This window comes from Frigoribacterium sp. PhB24 (assembly GCF_003755185.1).
GTDB lineage: Bacteria > Actinomycetota > Actinomycetes > Actinomycetales > Microbacteriaceae > Frigoribacterium.
In genome coordinates, this window is the sequence record NZ_RKIC01000009.1 from 204777 (window position 1) to 219218 (window position 14442).

The window sequence follows — 14442 nt, forward strand, 5'->3', positions numbered from 1 at the left end:
CCAGGTCCGTGGCCTCGGGGAGCCTCCGGTGAAGCGGCCCGACGGATTCGACGAGCCGGAAGCCGCCGAGGTCGCGCCCGCGGCTCCGTCCAGACGTCGCCGGGGCCGGGACGCCGACGCGACCGGGCCCGTTCCCGTCGTCGGCGGTGCGCGACCGCGTGGCGAGAACGGCGGCGCGACGATCGCGGATCGTGCCGACGACGCATCCCGCGCGTCGTCCTCCCCGTCCTCGCTGAGGGATCGTCTCGGGACTGTCGCCGGGGCCCCCTCGGCCTTGCGTGGCCGACTGACGAAGCCCGCGCCTCCCGAGCCGGCCGGATCACCGAGGGCGACTGCCGTCGGCTCGGAGCCGCCGCGCATCGACGCGCCCGACGGCACGGCCGCCGAGGCCAGAGAGAGAGCCGTCGCCGCCCGCCGACAGGCTCGCAGGGCGTCGAGCGAACGGAGGCGCGTCGAACGCGTCGAGGTCCGTCGCTTCACGCGACGCAGCCGACACCGTCGGGCGACCCTGGTCTCGCTCGGGGCCGTCGTGCTCCTCCTCGTCGCGTCCGTCGCGGTCGCCGTGTTCTCGCCGTTGCTGTCGTTGCAGACCATCCGCGTCGAAGGGACGGATCGCGTCGACGCCTCGGCCGTTCGGACCGCGTTGGACGGGCAGATCGGCACACCCCTCGCGTTGATCGATTTCGACGAGGTCACCCGTGAGCTCGCGGCCTTCCCCCTGATCGCCAGCTACGTGACCGAGACGGCTCCGCCGCACACGCTGGTCGTGCGCATCCAGGAGCGGCAGCCCGTCGCCACGGTCGCCGCGGGGGACGGCTTCGAGCTCGTCGACCCGGCCGGTGTCGTGGTGCAGAGGCTCGACGCCCGGCAAGAGGGAGTGCCTCTCGTCGACGTCGGGGGAGCGGCCCTCGACGGCCCGGCGTACCGGTCCGTCGCCGAGGTGCTGCTGGCACTGCCGGTCACGCTGCGTTCGACCGTCGGCACCGTGACCGCGTCGACGGCCGACGACGTGACCCTGCAGCTCACCTCCGGTGAACGGGTCGTGTGGGGCAGCGCCGACGAGTCGGCGAAGAAGGCGCAGGTGCTCGCGGGGCTGATCGCGGACCAGGCACGGCGCGACCCGGGCGCGAGCGTCGAGTACGACGTGTCCGCTCCCGACAACGGGATCATCAGGACGAGATGAGAGGGTGTGTTCGCGACACGCTGGCCGCCCTGGCGACAGCGCCTGCAGCGCACCCATACCTTGTGAGTGCAGAACTTGCATACCATGTACAACTTTGACCTTCAACTGCAGAGTTAAGGTTCAAGCGGAGGCCCGGACGTGACAACGAACCATAACTACCTAGCCGTGATCAAGGTCGTCGGTGTCGGCGGCGGTGGCGTCAACGCCGTCAACCGCATGATCGAACTCGGGCTCCGCGGGGTGGAGTTCATCGCCATCAACACCGACGCCCAGGCGCTGCTGCTGAGCGACGCCGACGTCAAGCTCGACGTCGGTCGCGAGCTCACCCGCGGCCTCGGCGCCGGCGCCGACCCCGAGGTCGGACGTCGCGCCGCGGAAGACCACGCCGAAGAGATCGAGGAAGCCCTCGCGGGCGCCGACATGGTCTTCGTCACGGCGGGTGAGGGTGGTGGCACCGGCACGGGCGGAGCCCCGGTCGTCGCCCGCATCGCGAAGTCGATCGGCGCCCTCACCATCGGTGTCGTCACGAAGCCCTTCGGCTTCGAGGGCAAGCGCCGCCAGGCCCAGGCCGAGGCGGGCGTCGCCGCCCTGAAGGACGAGGTCGACACCCTCATCGTCGTCCCCAACGATCGTCTGCTCGAGATCAGCGAACGCGGCATCAGCATGGTCGAAGCCTTCGGGACGGCCGACCAGGTGCTGCTCGCCGGTGTCCAGGGCATCACCGACCTCATCACGACGCCCGGTCTGATCAACCTCGACTTCGCCGACGTCAAGTCGGTCATGCAGGGGGCCGGTTCGGCCCTCATGGGCATCGGGTCGTCGCGCGGCGCCGATCGCGCGATCAAGGCGGCCGAGCTGGCCGTCGCGTCCCCGCTGCTCGAGGCCAGCATCGACGGTGCGCACGGGGTGCTGCTGTCGATCCAGGGCGGCTCGAACCTGGGCATCTTCGAGATCAACGACGCGGCGCGTCTCGTGCAAGAGGCCGTCCACGCCGAGGCGAACATCATCTTCGGTGCCGTGATCGACGACACCCTCGGTGACGAGGTGCGCGTGACGGTCATCGCGGCCGGCTTCGACGGCGGAGAGCCCTCGACCAAGGTGAAGGACCGCCGGTCGAGCTTCGTCGACTCCGAGGGGCCCACGGCGACCTCGGTCGCCGGTGTGTCGGCGATCGCCGACAGCGGCGCGACCCACGAGCCCGCCGCTTGGAAGCGCCCCGAAGAGCCCGCGACCCAGGCCGTCGACCCCGCCTTCGACGACGGTGACGACGACCTCGACGTCCCGGACTTCCTCAAGTAACGACGCGTGACCGATCCGACGACCGTCGACGGCGACCCGGGCGAGCGTCTCGCCCGGGTCACCGCGGCAATCGACGACGCGTGCGCGGCGGTCGGGCGTTCACCGGCCGAGCTCACGACGATCGTCGTGACGAAGTACCACCCGGTCGGGCTGATCAGGGCGCTGTACGCCCTCGGGGTCCGGGACGTCGGTGAGAACCGGCACCAAGAGGCCCAGGCCAAGGCCGCCGAACTCGGCGATCTCGAGGGGCTCCGCTGGCACTTCGTCGGGCAGTTGCAATCCAAGAAGGCGCGGCAGGCCCGGCGTTACGCGCACGCGGTGCACTCGATCGACCGGGACTCCGTGGTCGATGCCCTCACCGACGATTCCGGTTCCCTGCTCGACGGGTTCGTCCAGGTCAACCTGACCGACGACCCCGGCCGTGGGGGAGTCTCCGAAGCCGACGTCGAGCGGCTCGCCGAGAGGGTGCTCACGACTCCGGGCCTGCGACTGCGGGGCGTGATGGCCGTCGCCCCCCTGGGCGAGGAGGCGCGACCCGCCTTCGCGCGACTCCGGACGGTCTCCGACAGGGTCCGGTCCCTCGAGCCGACGGCCGACGCCGTCTCGGCCGGCATGTCGCACGACTTCGCCGAGGCGATCGCCGAGGGCGCGACACACCTACGGATCGGCACGGCAATCACGGGTTCTCGCCCCGAAGCTCGTTAATGTCGGACCTGACGATCCACTGACTCGGAGGAACACCATGGCCAACCCGCTGCGCAAGACGATGGTCTACCTGGGCCTCGCCGACGAAGAGCTCGAGTACGACGAGCAGCCACACGAGCGAGCGCAGCCCCAGCAGTCGTCGCGACCGCAGGCGACCGCCCAGGCCGCCGCTCCCGTCGCCCCGGTCCATTCGGCGCCCGCCGCCGCTCCCGCGCCCACCCGCGCCCCCGTGACGCCTCTGCGTCGCTCCTCGCCCCCGAAGAACACGGTGCCCCACGACATGAACGAGATCCTGACGGTCCACCCCCGCGAGTACAAGGACGCGCAGGCGATCGCCGAGAGCTTCCGCGACGGCATCCCGGTGATCATCAACCTGTCGCAGATGACCGAGGCGGATGCTCGTCGTCTGGTCGACTTCGCCAGCGGACTCTCCCAGGGGCTCTACGGCAAGATCGAGCGTGTCACCAACAAGGTCTTCTTGCTGTCACCGGCGCACATCGCGGTGAGCGGCGACCAGGCCGAGGTGGAGTCCGACATCGACGCGTCGTTCTTCGCCCAGTCGTGACGCGCGCGTCGTCGTGGCGGTCCCACGTCGACGTGACGACCTGCCCGACCGCGAGCCCCCTCGCGCCGACTCGTGTGAGCTGATGTTTTCCCGATGATCACTTACCTGATCGCCACGATCGCGTACTACGTGCTGCTGATCTTCTTCCTCCTGATGTGGGCGCGGTTCGTGCTCGACCTGGCTCAGTCCTTCAGCCGCGGTTGGCGGCCGAAGGGTCCGGTGCTGGTATTGGCGGAGGTCGCCTACACCGTGACCGATCCGCCCATCCGCCGCGTGCGCAAGATCCTGCCGCCCGTGCGGCTCGGCTCGGTTGCGCTCGACTTCGGCTGGAGCATCATCATGCTGGCCGTGATCATCCTGATGAGTGTCGCGTCCAATCTCCGCACCTTCGGCTGACCACGCCCCCGGTGAGGCTGACCACGCCCCCGGCGAGCGACAGGGTAGGCTCACTGCAGCGCCCGAACGGCACGATCCCGGCCCGACCGGGCCTCGCTCCTCTACGGTGTAGAAGAACGACCCAGACCACGATCACACGATCCAACAGATGCACGAGGTGACGGCAATGGCTTTGACGCCGGAAGACGTAGTCAACAAGCGGTTCCAGCCGACGAAGTTCCGCGAGGGATACGACCAGGACGAGGTCGACGACTTCCTCGACGAGGTCGTCGCCGAGCTGCGACGTCTCAACCAGGAGAACGACGAGCTGCGCCAGCGCCTCTCGTCCGGAGAATCCGCCCCCGCAGCGCAGGTCGCCCCGGCGTCGGCTCCGGTGGCCAGCGCCCCGGCCCCCGCCTCCGCCCCGGCCCCCGCGTCGGCCCCCGAGGTCGTCGAGCCCGAGCCGGTCGCCGAGCCCGAGCCCGTCGCGTCCCCCGCCGCGGTCGCTTCCGCACCGGCCTACGCAGCCCCGGCCGTGTCCGAGGCCGACGAGACCAGCAGCACCAACAGCCTGTTGCAGCTCGCCCGCCGTCTGCACGAAGAGCACGTTCGAGAGGGTGTCGAGAAGCGCGACGCGCTCATCGCCGAAGGCCACGCCTCCGCCGCCCGTCTCGTGGCCGAGGCCGAGGCGCGCCAGCGCGAGGTCGTGGCCGAGGCCGAGACCAAGTCGCGCGACATCGTCGGTGCCGCCGAGACCCAGCAGCGCGAGATCCTCGACCGCCTCAACACGGAGCGGTCGAGCGTCGAACGTCGAATCGACGACCTGCGCTCGTTCGAGCGTGACTACCGATCCAAGCTCAAGAGCTACATCGAGGGCCAGCTGCACGAGCTCGACGGCGACGGAACGGGCGAGGCCGCCCGGCCCACGCCCGCCAGCGCCCAGGGCTTCGGCTCGAACTAGGGTCTTGTCGAGCGACAAGCCCACCTCGAAGGCCAGCGTCCGCGTTCTCGCGACGCTGGCCTTCGTCGCGGTCGTGGCCTACGGCCTCGATCAGGGCACCAAATGGCTGGTCACCCGGGCGCTCGTCGAGGGCGATTCCGTCGACGTCATCGGCGAGTTCTTCCAATTGCATTTCGTCAAGAACCCCGGGGCCGCCTTCTCGTTCGCGAGTGGGGCGACATGGATCTTCTCGATCGCCGCCACGGGGGTCGCCGTCGCGATCGTCGTCGTGGCGCGACGCATCCGATCACGCGCCTGGGCGATCATGCTGGGCATGCTGCTCGGCGGCACCCTCGGCAACCTGACCGATCGCCTGCTCCGCGAGCCATCGTTCGGGCAAGGACACGTGATCGACTTCATCTACTTCCCGTCCCTGCTGCCCGCCATCTTCAACGTGGCGGATGTCTTCATCGTGTCGAGCATGGGGCTGCTCCTGCTGCTGACGCTCCTGGGCATCGGTCTCGACGGCACCCGCACCCAGAGCGCGAAGAAGGCCCGGAGCGCGGAGGACGACGGCCACACCGGTCGGTCGTCCGGCGGGGACTCCTCGCCCCATGAGTCGCACTCGACCTCTTCTGCCGACACCGCGCCTCCTGCGGACCGCCGGAGCACCTCGTGAGCGAGTCGCGTGCCCTTCCGGTGCCCGACGGGCTCGCGGGCGAACGTGTCGACGCCGCCCTGGCCAAACTGCTCGGCTTCAGTCGCACCTTCGCGGCCGACGTCGCGGCATCAGGCGGCGTGACGGTCGACGGCCGCACCGTGGGCAAGTCGGACCGGCTCGAGGCCGGTGCGTGGCTCGACGTCACGTGGTCGCCGCGTGAGGCGCCCTCGGTGGTCGCCGTCGAGGTCCCGGGCATGGCCGTCGTCCACGACGACGACGAGATCGTGGTCGTCGACAAGCCGGTCGGCGTCGCGGCGCATCCCTCGGTGGGGTGGACGGGTCCGACCGTCCTCGGCGGGCTCGCGGCCGCGGGGTTCACCGTGTCGACGTCGGGTGCGTCCGAGCGTGCCGGCATCGTGCACCGCCTGGACGTCGGCACCAGCGGCCTGATGGTGGTCGCCAAGACCGAGCGCGCCTACGCGCTGCTGAAGCAGGCATTCCGTGAGCGGACGGTCGAGAAGATCTACAACGCCGTCGTCCAGGGCCACCCCGACCCGCTGACGGGGACGATCGACGCGCCCATCGGGCGCCACCCCTCGTCCGACTGGAAGTTCGCGGTCGTCGTCGACGGCAAGCCCTCGGTCACCCACTACGAGACGGTCGAGGCGTTCCCCTCGGCGTCGTTGCTCGAGATCCACCTCGAAACGGGGCGGACCCACCAGATCCGGGTCCACATGGCGGCACAGCGACACCCCTGCGTCGGCGACGCGACCTACGGCGCCGACCCCACGCTGTCACAGACCCTCGGTCTGACGCGGCAGTGGCTGCACGCCGTGCAGCTCGGATTCCGACACCCGGGCACGGGTGAACCGGTGGTGTACCGGTCGACCTACCCAGACGATCTGCAGCACGCTCTCGATGTCCTCCGTCGGAGTTAGGCTGTTCCCCTAGTCGCCAGATCCACCACCAGACGAGGAGCCCCGTGGCCTCGAGCAAAGACTCATTCGTCCATCTGCACGTGCACAGCGAGTACTCGATGCTCGACGGGGCGGCCCGGGTCAAACCACTGGTCGCCGAGGCCGCGGCGCAGGGGATGCCTGCGGTGGCGGTCACCGACCACGGGAACGTGTTCGGCGCCTACGACTTCTGGAAGACCGCGACCGAGGCCGGCGTCAAGCCCATCATCGGCACCGAGGCCTACATCACGCCGGGTACTCACCGGGGTGACAAGACGCGGGTGCGGTGGGGTGACGGCGGGCGCGACGACGTGTCGGGTTCCGGTGCGTACACGCACATGACCCTCCTGTCCGAGAACACCACAGGAATGCACAACCTGTTCCGGCTGTCGTCGCGGGCCTCGCTCGAGGGGTACTACTTCAAGCCGCGCATGGACCGCGAGCTGCTCTCGCAGTATTCCGATGGTCTGATCGCCACGACCGGCTGCCCGAGCGGCGAGGTGCAGACGCGCCTCCGACTCGGCCAGTACGACGAGGCGCTCAAGGCGGCGTCCGACTTCCGGGACATCTTCGGCCGAGAGAACTACTTCGCCGAGATCATGGACCACGGGCTCGGCATCGAACGCCAGATCATGGGCGATCTGCTGCGCCTGGCCAAAGACCTCGACCTGCCGCTCGTCGCGACGAACGACCTCCATTACACGCACGAGCACGACGCGACCAGCCACGCGGCCCTGCTCTGTGTTCAATCGGGCTCGACGCTGAACGACCCGAACCGCTTCAAGTTCGATGCCGACGAGTTCTACCTCAAGTCCGCCCAACAGATGCGACACCTGTTCCGCGACCACCCCGAGGCCTGTGACAACACGCTGCTCATCGCCGAGCGGTGCGACGTGCAGTTCAACACGTCGGCCAACTACATGCCCCGGTACCCGGTGCCCGAGGGCGAGACCGAAGAGACCTGGTTCATCAAAGAGGTCGAGAAGGGTCTCGTCTACCGCTATCCGGCGGGCATCCCCGACGACGTGCGTAAGCAGGCCGAGTACGAGATCGGCGTCATCACGGGCATGGGCTTCCCCGGGTACTTCCTCGTGGTCGCCGACTTCATCAACTGGTCGAAGGAGAACGGCATCCGGGTCGGTCCCGGCCGTGGCTCGGGGGCCGGTTCGATGGCTGCCTACGCCATGCGCATCACCGATCTCGATCCACTGCGTCACGGCCTGATCTTCGAGCGGTTCCTCAACCCCGACCGCGTCTCGATGCCCGACTTCGACGTCGACTTCGACGACCGCCGCCGTGGCGAGGTGATCCAGTACGTCACCGAGAAGTACGGCGACGAACGCGTCGCCCAGATCGTCACGTACGGCACCATCAAGGCGAAGCAGGCCCTGAAAGACAGTTCACGCGTGCTCGGCTTCCCCTTCGGCATGGGCGAGAAGCTGACGAAGGCCATGCCTCCCGCCGTGATGGGCAAGGACATTCCGCTCACCGGCATCTTCGACAAGCAGCACGACCGGTACAAAGAGGCCGGTGACATCCGCACCGTGGTCGAGTCCGACCCCGAGGCCAAGACGGTGTTCGACACGGCGCTCGGGCTCGAGGGACTGAAGCGACAGTGGGGTGTGCACGCGGCAGGTGTCATCATGTCGAGCGATCCGCTCATCGACATCATCCCGATCATGAAGCGCGAGCAAGACGGTCAGATCGTGACCCAGTTCGACTACCCGGCCTGCGAGTCGCTCGGCCTCATCAAGATGGACTTCCTGGGGCTTCGAAACCTCACCATCATCAACGACGCCCTCGACAACATCAAGACGAACCGTGGCTTCGACCTGGTGCTCGAAGATCTCGAGCTGGACGACCGCGGGGCCTACGAGCTATTGGGTCGCGGCGACACGCTCGGGGTGTTCCAACTCGACGGCGGGCCCATGCGAGGGCTGCTGCGTCTGATGAAGCCCGACAACTTCGAAGACATCTCGGCCGTCATCGCGCTCTACCGGCCGGGACCGATGGGTGCCAACTCGCACACGAACTACGCCCTGCGCAAGAACGGCGCCCAAGACATCACCCCGATCCACCCCGAGCTCGAAGAGCCGCTGCAAGAGATCCTGTCGACCAGCTACGGCCTGATCATCTACCAAGAGCAGGTCATGGCGATCGCCCAGAAGGTCGCGGGCTTCTCGCTCGGTCAGGCGGACATCCTGCGACGCGCCATGGGCAAGAAGAAGAAGTCCGAGCTCGACAAGCAGTACGCCGGCTTCGAGCAGGGCATGTTCGACAACGGGTTCTCACCCGACGCCGTCAAGATGCTCTGGGACATCCTGTTGCCCTTCTCCGACTACGCCTTCAACAAGGCGCATTCGGCGGCGTACGGCGTGGTCTCGTACTGGACGGCTTACCTCAAGGCGCACTACCCGGCCGAGTACATGGCTGCCCTGCTGACCAGCACGGGTGACTCCCGCGACAAGCTGGGCCTGTACCTCAACGAGTGCCGCCGCATGGGCATCAAGGTGCTGCCGCCCGACGTCAACGAGTCCATCGGGTTCTTCGCCGCCGTCGGTGACGACATCCGCTTCGGCATGGGGGCCGTGCGCAACGTGGGCTTCAACGTGGTCGACCACGTCATCGCCGCCCGCAAGAAAGAGGGCGCGTTCACGTCGTTCCACGACTTCCTGCGCAAGGTGCCGCTTCCCGTCGCGAACAAGCGCACCGTCGAGTCGCTGGTCAAGGCGGGAGCGTTCGACTCGCTCGGGTCGACCAGGCGCGCCCTGGTCGAGATCCACGAGTCCGCCGTCGAGGCCGCGGTGAGCGAGAAACGCGCCGAGGCGAACGGGCAGGTCGGCTTCGACTTCGACTCCTTGTGGGACGAGCCGCAAGACGTCCAGCACGTGCCCGAGCGGCCGGAGTGGTCCAAGCGCGACAAGCTGGCCTTCGAGCGCGACATGCTCGGTCTCTACGTCTCCGACCACCCGCTCGCCGGCCTCGAGCTGCCCCTGGCCAAGCACGCCCAGACGACGGTCACCGACATCCTGGCCAGCGACCCGGCCACGATCGACGGCGAGACGGTCACGATCGCCGGTCTGATCACGAGCGTGCAGCACCGTGTGGCACGCAACTCGGGCAACCCGTACGGCATCATCACCGTCGAGGACTTCGGGGGCGAGATCTCGGCGATGTTCCTCGGCAAGACGTACCAAGAGTTCGGGCCGTCACTCGTCGGTGACTCGATCATCGTGCTCAAGGGACGCGTGAGCGTCCGCGACGACGGCATGAACATGCATGCCGCGAGCATGTTCATGCCCGACCTGGGCGTGGGCGTCAACCACGGGCCCCTGCTGCTGCAGATGCCCGAGCACCGAGCCACCCACGACACGGTCACCGAGCTCGCGGCGGTCCTCGGCCGACATGCCGGCGGCACCGAGGTCCGTCTCCGTCTCGTCAAGGGAGAGGCGGCCCGGGTGTTCGAGATCCCCATGCCGGTCGACGTCACGGCCGACTTGTTCGGTGAGCTCAAGAGCCTGCTGGGCCCCGGCTGCCTCGTCTGAGGCCACCGGCGCCCGGCGACCGCCGCCCACCCGGCGCCCGCCCGGTGTCAGCCCTCGAGGTGGACGGGCCCGAGGTAACGACGGTCGTGGTAAAGCAGGGCGTCGTCGTCGGCACCGACGCCGCCCGTTCCGATGCGCACGACGATGACGGCGTTGCCGTGGACGGGTACCCGTTCGACGACGGTTCCCGTCATCCACGCCGTCACCCCGGACAGCAGCGGCACTCCGTTCGGTCCGTCGGTCCACTGGCCCCCGGTGAAGCGCTCGGCAGCCGGGCCGGCCATGCGTCGGGCGAGATCCCGATTGCGCAGGCCGAGCAAGTGCACGATGACCTGGTCGGTCTCCGAGACGGCGGCCCACGAACTCGCGGTCCGTGCCATGTTGAAGGTCGCGAGCGGCGGGACGGCGGCCAGCGACGCGAGCGACGTCGCGGTGAACCCGACCGGGGTGCCGTCGGCGTCACGGGCCGTCACGATGGCGACCCCGGCGGCGTGCCGTCGGAACGCCTCCTTGAACACCTCGAGAGAATCGTCGGGCCGCGAGGCAGTCGCGTTGTCGTCCGTCATGCTCCCGACCCTACTGACTAGGCTGGTCGGGTCATGATCCAGACCACAGATCTGCGCGGTCTCGCGCCCACGCACGCCCAGCTGCTCGACCTCGTCCCGAGGTCCCACGCCGACGTCGGCGCCGCGACGGACGCCGCCCGACGCCTCGTCGACGACGTCCGTGAGCGGGGTGCCGCCGCCCTGCGTGACCAGGCGGCACGCTTCGACGGCGTCCGTCCCGACACGTTGCGCGTCGCCACGCAGACCATCGACGACGCCGTCGCGGCCCTCGATCCTCTGGTGAAGGAGGCGCTGGTCGAGTCGATCGCGCGAGTCACCGAGGCCAGCCGCGCGCAGGTGCCGGCGCCCACGACGACCCGTCCCGCTCCGGGCGCGATCATCGAGCAGCGGTGGCAGCCCGTCACACGAGCCGGCGTGTACGTACCCGGCGGCAAGGCCGTGTATCCCTCGAGCGTGGTGATGAACGTCGTCCCGGCGCAGGTGGCGGGGGTGGCGTCGATCGCCCTCGTGTCGCCGGCGCAGCGAGACCACGATGGGGGAGTCCACCCCGTGATCTTGGGTGCTGCCGGGTTGCTCGGCATCGACGAGGTCTACGCGATCGGTGGGGCCGGGGCGATCGGGGCACTCGCCTACGGCGTCCCCGAGCTCGAGCTCGAGCCGGTCCAGGTCATCACCGGTCCCGGCAACAACTTCGTCGCGGCCGCCAAACAGCTCGTCCGGGGGCGCGTGGGCATCGACTCCGTGGCCGGTGCGACCGAGATCCTCGTGATCGCCGACGACTCGGCCGACCCCACGCTGGTCGCGGTCGACCTGATCAGCCAGGCCGAGCACGACGAGGAGGCCTCGGCCGTGCTCGTGACGGACTCGGCACCGTTCGGTGAGGCGGTCGTCGCCGAACTGACCCGCCTCGTACCGCGCACCCTCAGCGCCGCCCGGGTCCGGACGGCCCTTTCCGGACGCCAGTCGGCGGTGGTCCTGGTCGACGACCTCCGCCAGGCCGCCGCGTTCAGCAACGCCTACGGGCCCGAGCACCTCGAGGTGCAGACCCGCGACGACGACGCCGTGCTGGCCGACATCACGGACGCGGGCGCGATCTTCGTCGGCCCCGACACTCCCGTCAGCCTCGGCGACTATCTGGCCGGTTCCAACCACGTCCTGCCCACGAGTGGGCAGTCGCGGTTCTCGTCGGGGCTCGGCGCGTTCACGTTCCTCCGCCCGCAGCAGATAGTCCGGTACGACGCCGAGGCCCTGGGCGTGGTGGCCGAGCGGCTCGTGGCGTTGTCGAACGCCGAACTGTTGCCTGCCCACGGTGAGGCCGTCGCCGCCCGGCTCTCGCGACCCTGAGCCGGGTCCGTAGGGCACGGCCACGGTCCGTCGCTCGTCGGGCGTCCGTCGTCGGGCCCGGCGTCCGATAATCTGGCCGCACCATGTTCTGCCCCTTCTGCCGCCACCCCGACTCCCGAGTCGTCGACTCCCGTACCAGCGACGACGGCACGTCGATCCGCCGTCGTCGGCAGTGCCCGAACTGCGGTCGCCGGTTCAGCACGACCGAGACCGCGAGCCTCAATGTGGTGAAGCGCAACGGCGTCCTCGAGCCGTTCAGTCGCGACAAGATCATCTCGGGCGTTCGCAAGGCCTGCCAGGGTCGCCCGGTGACCGACGGCGATCTCGCCGTGTTGGCCCAGAAGGTCGAAGAGTCCGTCCGTGCGAGCGGCGCGTCGCAGCTCGAGGCGAACGACATCGGTCTGGCCATCCTGCCCCCACTCCGTGACCTCGACGAGGTGGCCTACCTGCGCTTCGCCAGCGTCTACCAGGCCTTCGACTCGCTCGAGGACTTCGAGGCCTCCATCGGTCAACTGCGCGAGGAGCACGCGTCACGTCCTCGCCCCTCCCGATCGGTCGACGAGTGAGGAGCCCGTACCGCGTCCTGTTCGACACCGTCTTCGCCAAGATGGACCCCGAGGACGCCCACCATCTGGCCTTCCGGGTGATCACGGCCATCCCGAGGCTCGGTCTGGCCGGCATCGTCGGTCGCTTCACGGCCCCGGCGCCTTCCCTGGCCGTCGACGCTCTCGGGCTCCACTTCAGTTCACCCTTCGGGGTGGCCGCCGGTTTCGACAAAGAGGCCACGGGCATCGCCGGTCTCGGGGCACTCGGATTCGGCCATGTCGAGGTGGGCACGGTGACGGCTCGGCCGCAGCCCGGCAACGAGCGCCCACGGCTCTTCCGTCTCGTGCCCGACCTCGCGGTCGTCAACCGGATGGGATTCAACAACTCCGGCGCCCATGCGGCTGCCCTCGAACTCAGCCGGGCCCGCTCGGCCCCCTCGCGACCCGTCATCGGCGTGAACATCGGAAAGAGCCGCGTCGTCGACGTCGACGACGCGATCGACGACTACCTCGCCAGCGCCCGCCTCCTGGCTCCGCTGGCGGACTACCTGGCCGTCAACGTCAGTTCTCCCAACACTCCAGGGCTGCGGGGGCTGCAAGAACTCGACAAGCTCGCGCCCCTGCTCGAGGCCGTCCGCGATGCCGCAGGGCACACGCCCGTGCTGGTCAAGATCGCTCCCGACCTCGACGACGACGGTGTGCGACGGATCGGTGCGCTCGTCACCCGGCTCGGTCTGGCCGGTGTGATCGCCACCAACACGACTCTGTCGAGAGAGGGTCTCGCGAGCGACGAATCCGTCGTCGCGGCCGCGGGCGCCGGCGGTCTGTCGGGTGCGCCGCTCGCCGCCAGATCGATGGAGGTGCTCAGGCTCGTCCGCGAGTCCGTCCCGACCGAGACGTGCATCATCTCGGTCGGCGGGGTCTCGAGCGCCGCGGACGTCGACGAACGACTCCGGGCCGGGGCCACGTTGGTCCAGGGTTACACGGCGTTCCTCTATCGAGGGCCCCTCTGGGCCCGCCAGATCAACCGCGGCCTCGTCACCCTCCGGCGTCGGAGGTCCGTCGTCTGACGACGTCCTCGGTCGTCCGGCCGGGAAAGACGAACGGCGTCACCCGAACCGGGTGACGCCGTGGGTCGGCGGGTGGCGCCCTCCGATCAGGCCGTCGGGTACTCGCCGCGTTTGACCTGGGGCTTGGGCAGGCGCATGGGCTTGAGCTGCATGGCACGCATGGCGGCGTACCAGCGGTTGCCCTTGCGGACGTTCTCGGCGCCGTACTTTGCGGCGAGCTTGCGATTGACGCTGCGGCCGACGATCAGGCAGTCCACCACGGCGAGGGCGAAGAAGCCCCAGAGCACGAGGAGGGTGATCGACTGAATGGCCGCCGACTGCACGAGCGTCATGGCGATGACGACGACCATGATGGGGATCATGGCCTCGCCGACGCTGAACCGCGCGTCGACGTGGTCGCGGATGAACCGACGTTGGGGGCCCTTGTCGCGGTCGGGCAGGAAACGCTCCTCGCCGTTCGCAAGACCGACGCGCGCTCGGTCGCGTTGTTCGGCGAGACGGGCACGCTGTGCCTTCTGGGCTTCTTTGCCGGAGGCGACGAGCGGGCGCTGATTCGCGGCCTCACGCTCACGCCGCGTGGGAGTCGGGCGACCCTTGCCGACCGCGGTCGACTCGGGTTCGGCGGCGGTGGTCGTCTCGGTCGTCTTGCTGTCTGGCTTGGCCACGGGAGATCCTCAGGGTTGTCCGA

General features: G+C 69.1%; 14 protein-coding genes. 12 read left to right on the forward strand and 2 right to left on the reverse strand.

The window, feature by feature from the left end; translation table 11 throughout:
• Positions 1-28 precede the first annotated feature (28 nt).
• The 9 genes from EDF50_RS01530 (at position 29) to dnaE (ending at position 10229) form a co-directional block, all read left to right on the forward strand.
• Positions 29-1183, forward strand: a complete 1155-nt coding sequence (locus tag EDF50_RS01530; protein WP_233570253.1) for an FtsQ-type POTRA domain-containing protein — start codon at positions 29-31, stop codon at positions 1181-1183.
• Positions 1184-1321: 138 nt separating this feature from the next.
• Positions 1322-2482: a cell division protein FtsZ gene (ftsZ, locus tag EDF50_RS01535; protein ID WP_054146791.1), complete on the forward strand. Its 1161-nt coding sequence runs from the start codon at positions 1322-1324 to the stop codon at positions 2480-2482.
• Between the two features lie 6 nt (positions 2483-2488).
• Positions 2489-3187, forward strand: a complete 699-nt coding sequence (locus EDF50_RS01540; protein ID WP_123517628.1) for a YggS family pyridoxal phosphate-dependent enzyme — start codon at positions 2489-2491, stop codon at positions 3185-3187.
• A gap of 37 nt (positions 3188-3224) precedes the next feature.
• Positions 3225-3752, forward strand: a complete 528-nt coding sequence (locus EDF50_RS01545; RefSeq protein WP_123517630.1) for a cell division protein SepF — start codon at positions 3225-3227, stop codon at positions 3750-3752.
• A 93-nt stretch (positions 3753-3845) separates the two neighbouring features.
• Positions 3846-4148 carry a YggT family protein gene (locus EDF50_RS01550; RefSeq protein ID WP_123517632.1) on the forward strand — a complete coding sequence of 101 codons (303 nt, stop codon included), beginning with the start codon at positions 3846-3848 and terminating at the stop codon, positions 4146-4148.
• A gap of 166 nt (positions 4149-4314) precedes the next feature.
• Positions 4315-5088 (forward strand): DivIVA domain-containing protein, encoded by a 774-nt coding sequence (locus EDF50_RS01555; RefSeq protein WP_123518369.1) that lies wholly within the window; start codon positions 4315-4317, stop codon positions 5086-5088.
• Between the two features lie 4 nt (positions 5089-5092).
• Entirely contained in the window at positions 5093-5746 is a 654-nt protein-coding gene (lspA, locus tag EDF50_RS01560) for a signal peptidase II (RefSeq protein WP_233570254.1), read from the forward strand.
• On the forward strand, positions 5743-6666 hold the full coding sequence (locus tag EDF50_RS01565) for an RluA family pseudouridine synthase (RefSeq protein WP_123517633.1): 924 nt from the start codon (positions 5743-5745) through the stop codon (positions 6664-6666). The genes lspA and EDF50_RS01565 overlap by 4 nt, the downstream gene beginning before the upstream one ends.
• A 98-nt stretch (positions 6667-6764) precedes the next feature.
• A complete protein-coding gene (gene dnaE / locus EDF50_RS01570; RefSeq protein ID WP_123518371.1) occupies positions 6765-10229 on the forward strand; it encodes a DNA polymerase III subunit alpha in 3465 nt (1154 codons plus the stop codon).
• A gap of 47 nt (positions 10230-10276) precedes the next feature.
• Here the strand turns inward: dnaE and EDF50_RS01575 are convergent, their stop codons facing one another.
• Positions 10277-10795: a flavin reductase family protein gene (locus EDF50_RS01575; protein ID WP_123517635.1), complete on the reverse strand. Its 519-nt coding sequence runs from the start codon at positions 10793-10795 to the stop codon at positions 10277-10279.
• A 33-nt stretch (positions 10796-10828) separates the two neighbouring features.
• Between EDF50_RS01575 and hisD the strand changes: the two genes are divergently transcribed.
• From hisD to EDF50_RS01590, 3 genes are all read left to right on the forward strand, one after another.
• The gene (gene hisD / locus EDF50_RS01580) at positions 10829-12139 is read left to right on the forward strand and encodes a histidinol dehydrogenase (RefSeq protein WP_123517636.1); all 1311 of its coding nucleotides are present in this window, start codon (positions 10829-10831) and stop codon (positions 12137-12139) included.
• Positions 12140-12222: 83 nt separating this feature from the next.
• The gene (gene nrdR, locus EDF50_RS01585) at positions 12223-12705 is read left to right on the forward strand and encodes a transcriptional regulator NrdR (RefSeq protein WP_123517638.1); all 483 of its coding nucleotides are present in this window, start codon (positions 12223-12225) and stop codon (positions 12703-12705) included.
• Positions 12702-13754, forward strand: a complete 1053-nt coding sequence (locus EDF50_RS01590; RefSeq protein WP_255410017.1) for a quinone-dependent dihydroorotate dehydrogenase — start codon at positions 12702-12704, stop codon at positions 13752-13754. Before nrdR ends, EDF50_RS01590 begins: the two co-directional genes overlap by 4 nt.
• Positions 13755-13840: 86 nt before the next feature.
• Here the strand turns inward: EDF50_RS01590 and EDF50_RS01595 are convergent, their stop codons facing one another.
• Positions 13841-14419 carry a DUF3043 domain-containing protein gene (locus tag EDF50_RS01595; protein ID WP_123517639.1) on the reverse strand — a complete coding sequence of 193 codons (579 nt, stop codon included), beginning with the start codon at positions 14417-14419 and terminating at the stop codon, positions 13841-13843.
• Between the last annotated feature and the right edge of the window lie 23 nt (positions 14420-14442).

Coding starts and splice junctions, on each gene's coding strand:
- EDF50_RS01545 (WP_123517630.1), top strand. CDS start 3,225: ATGGCCAACCCGCTGCGCAAGACGATGGTCTACCTGGGCCTCGCCGAC.
- EDF50_RS01550 (WP_123517632.1), top strand. CDS start 3,846: ATGATCACTTACCTGATCGCCACGATCGCGTACTACGTGCTGCTGATC.
- EDF50_RS01555 (WP_123518369.1), top strand. CDS start 4,315: ATGGCTTTGACGCCGGAAGACGTAGTCAACAAGCGGTTCCAGCCGACG.
- dnaE (WP_123518371.1), top strand. CDS start 6,765: ATGCTCGACGGGGCGGCCCGGGTCAAACCACTGGTCGCCGAGGCCGCG.
- EDF50_RS01575 (WP_123517635.1), bottom strand. CDS start 10,795: ATGACGGACGACAACGCGACTGCCTCGCGGCCCGACGATTCTCTCGAG.
- hisD (WP_123517636.1), top strand. CDS start 10,829: ATGATCCAGACCACAGATCTGCGCGGTCTCGCGCCCACGCACGCCCAG.
- nrdR (WP_123517638.1), top strand. CDS start 12,223: ATGTTCTGCCCCTTCTGCCGCCACCCCGACTCCCGAGTCGTCGACTCC.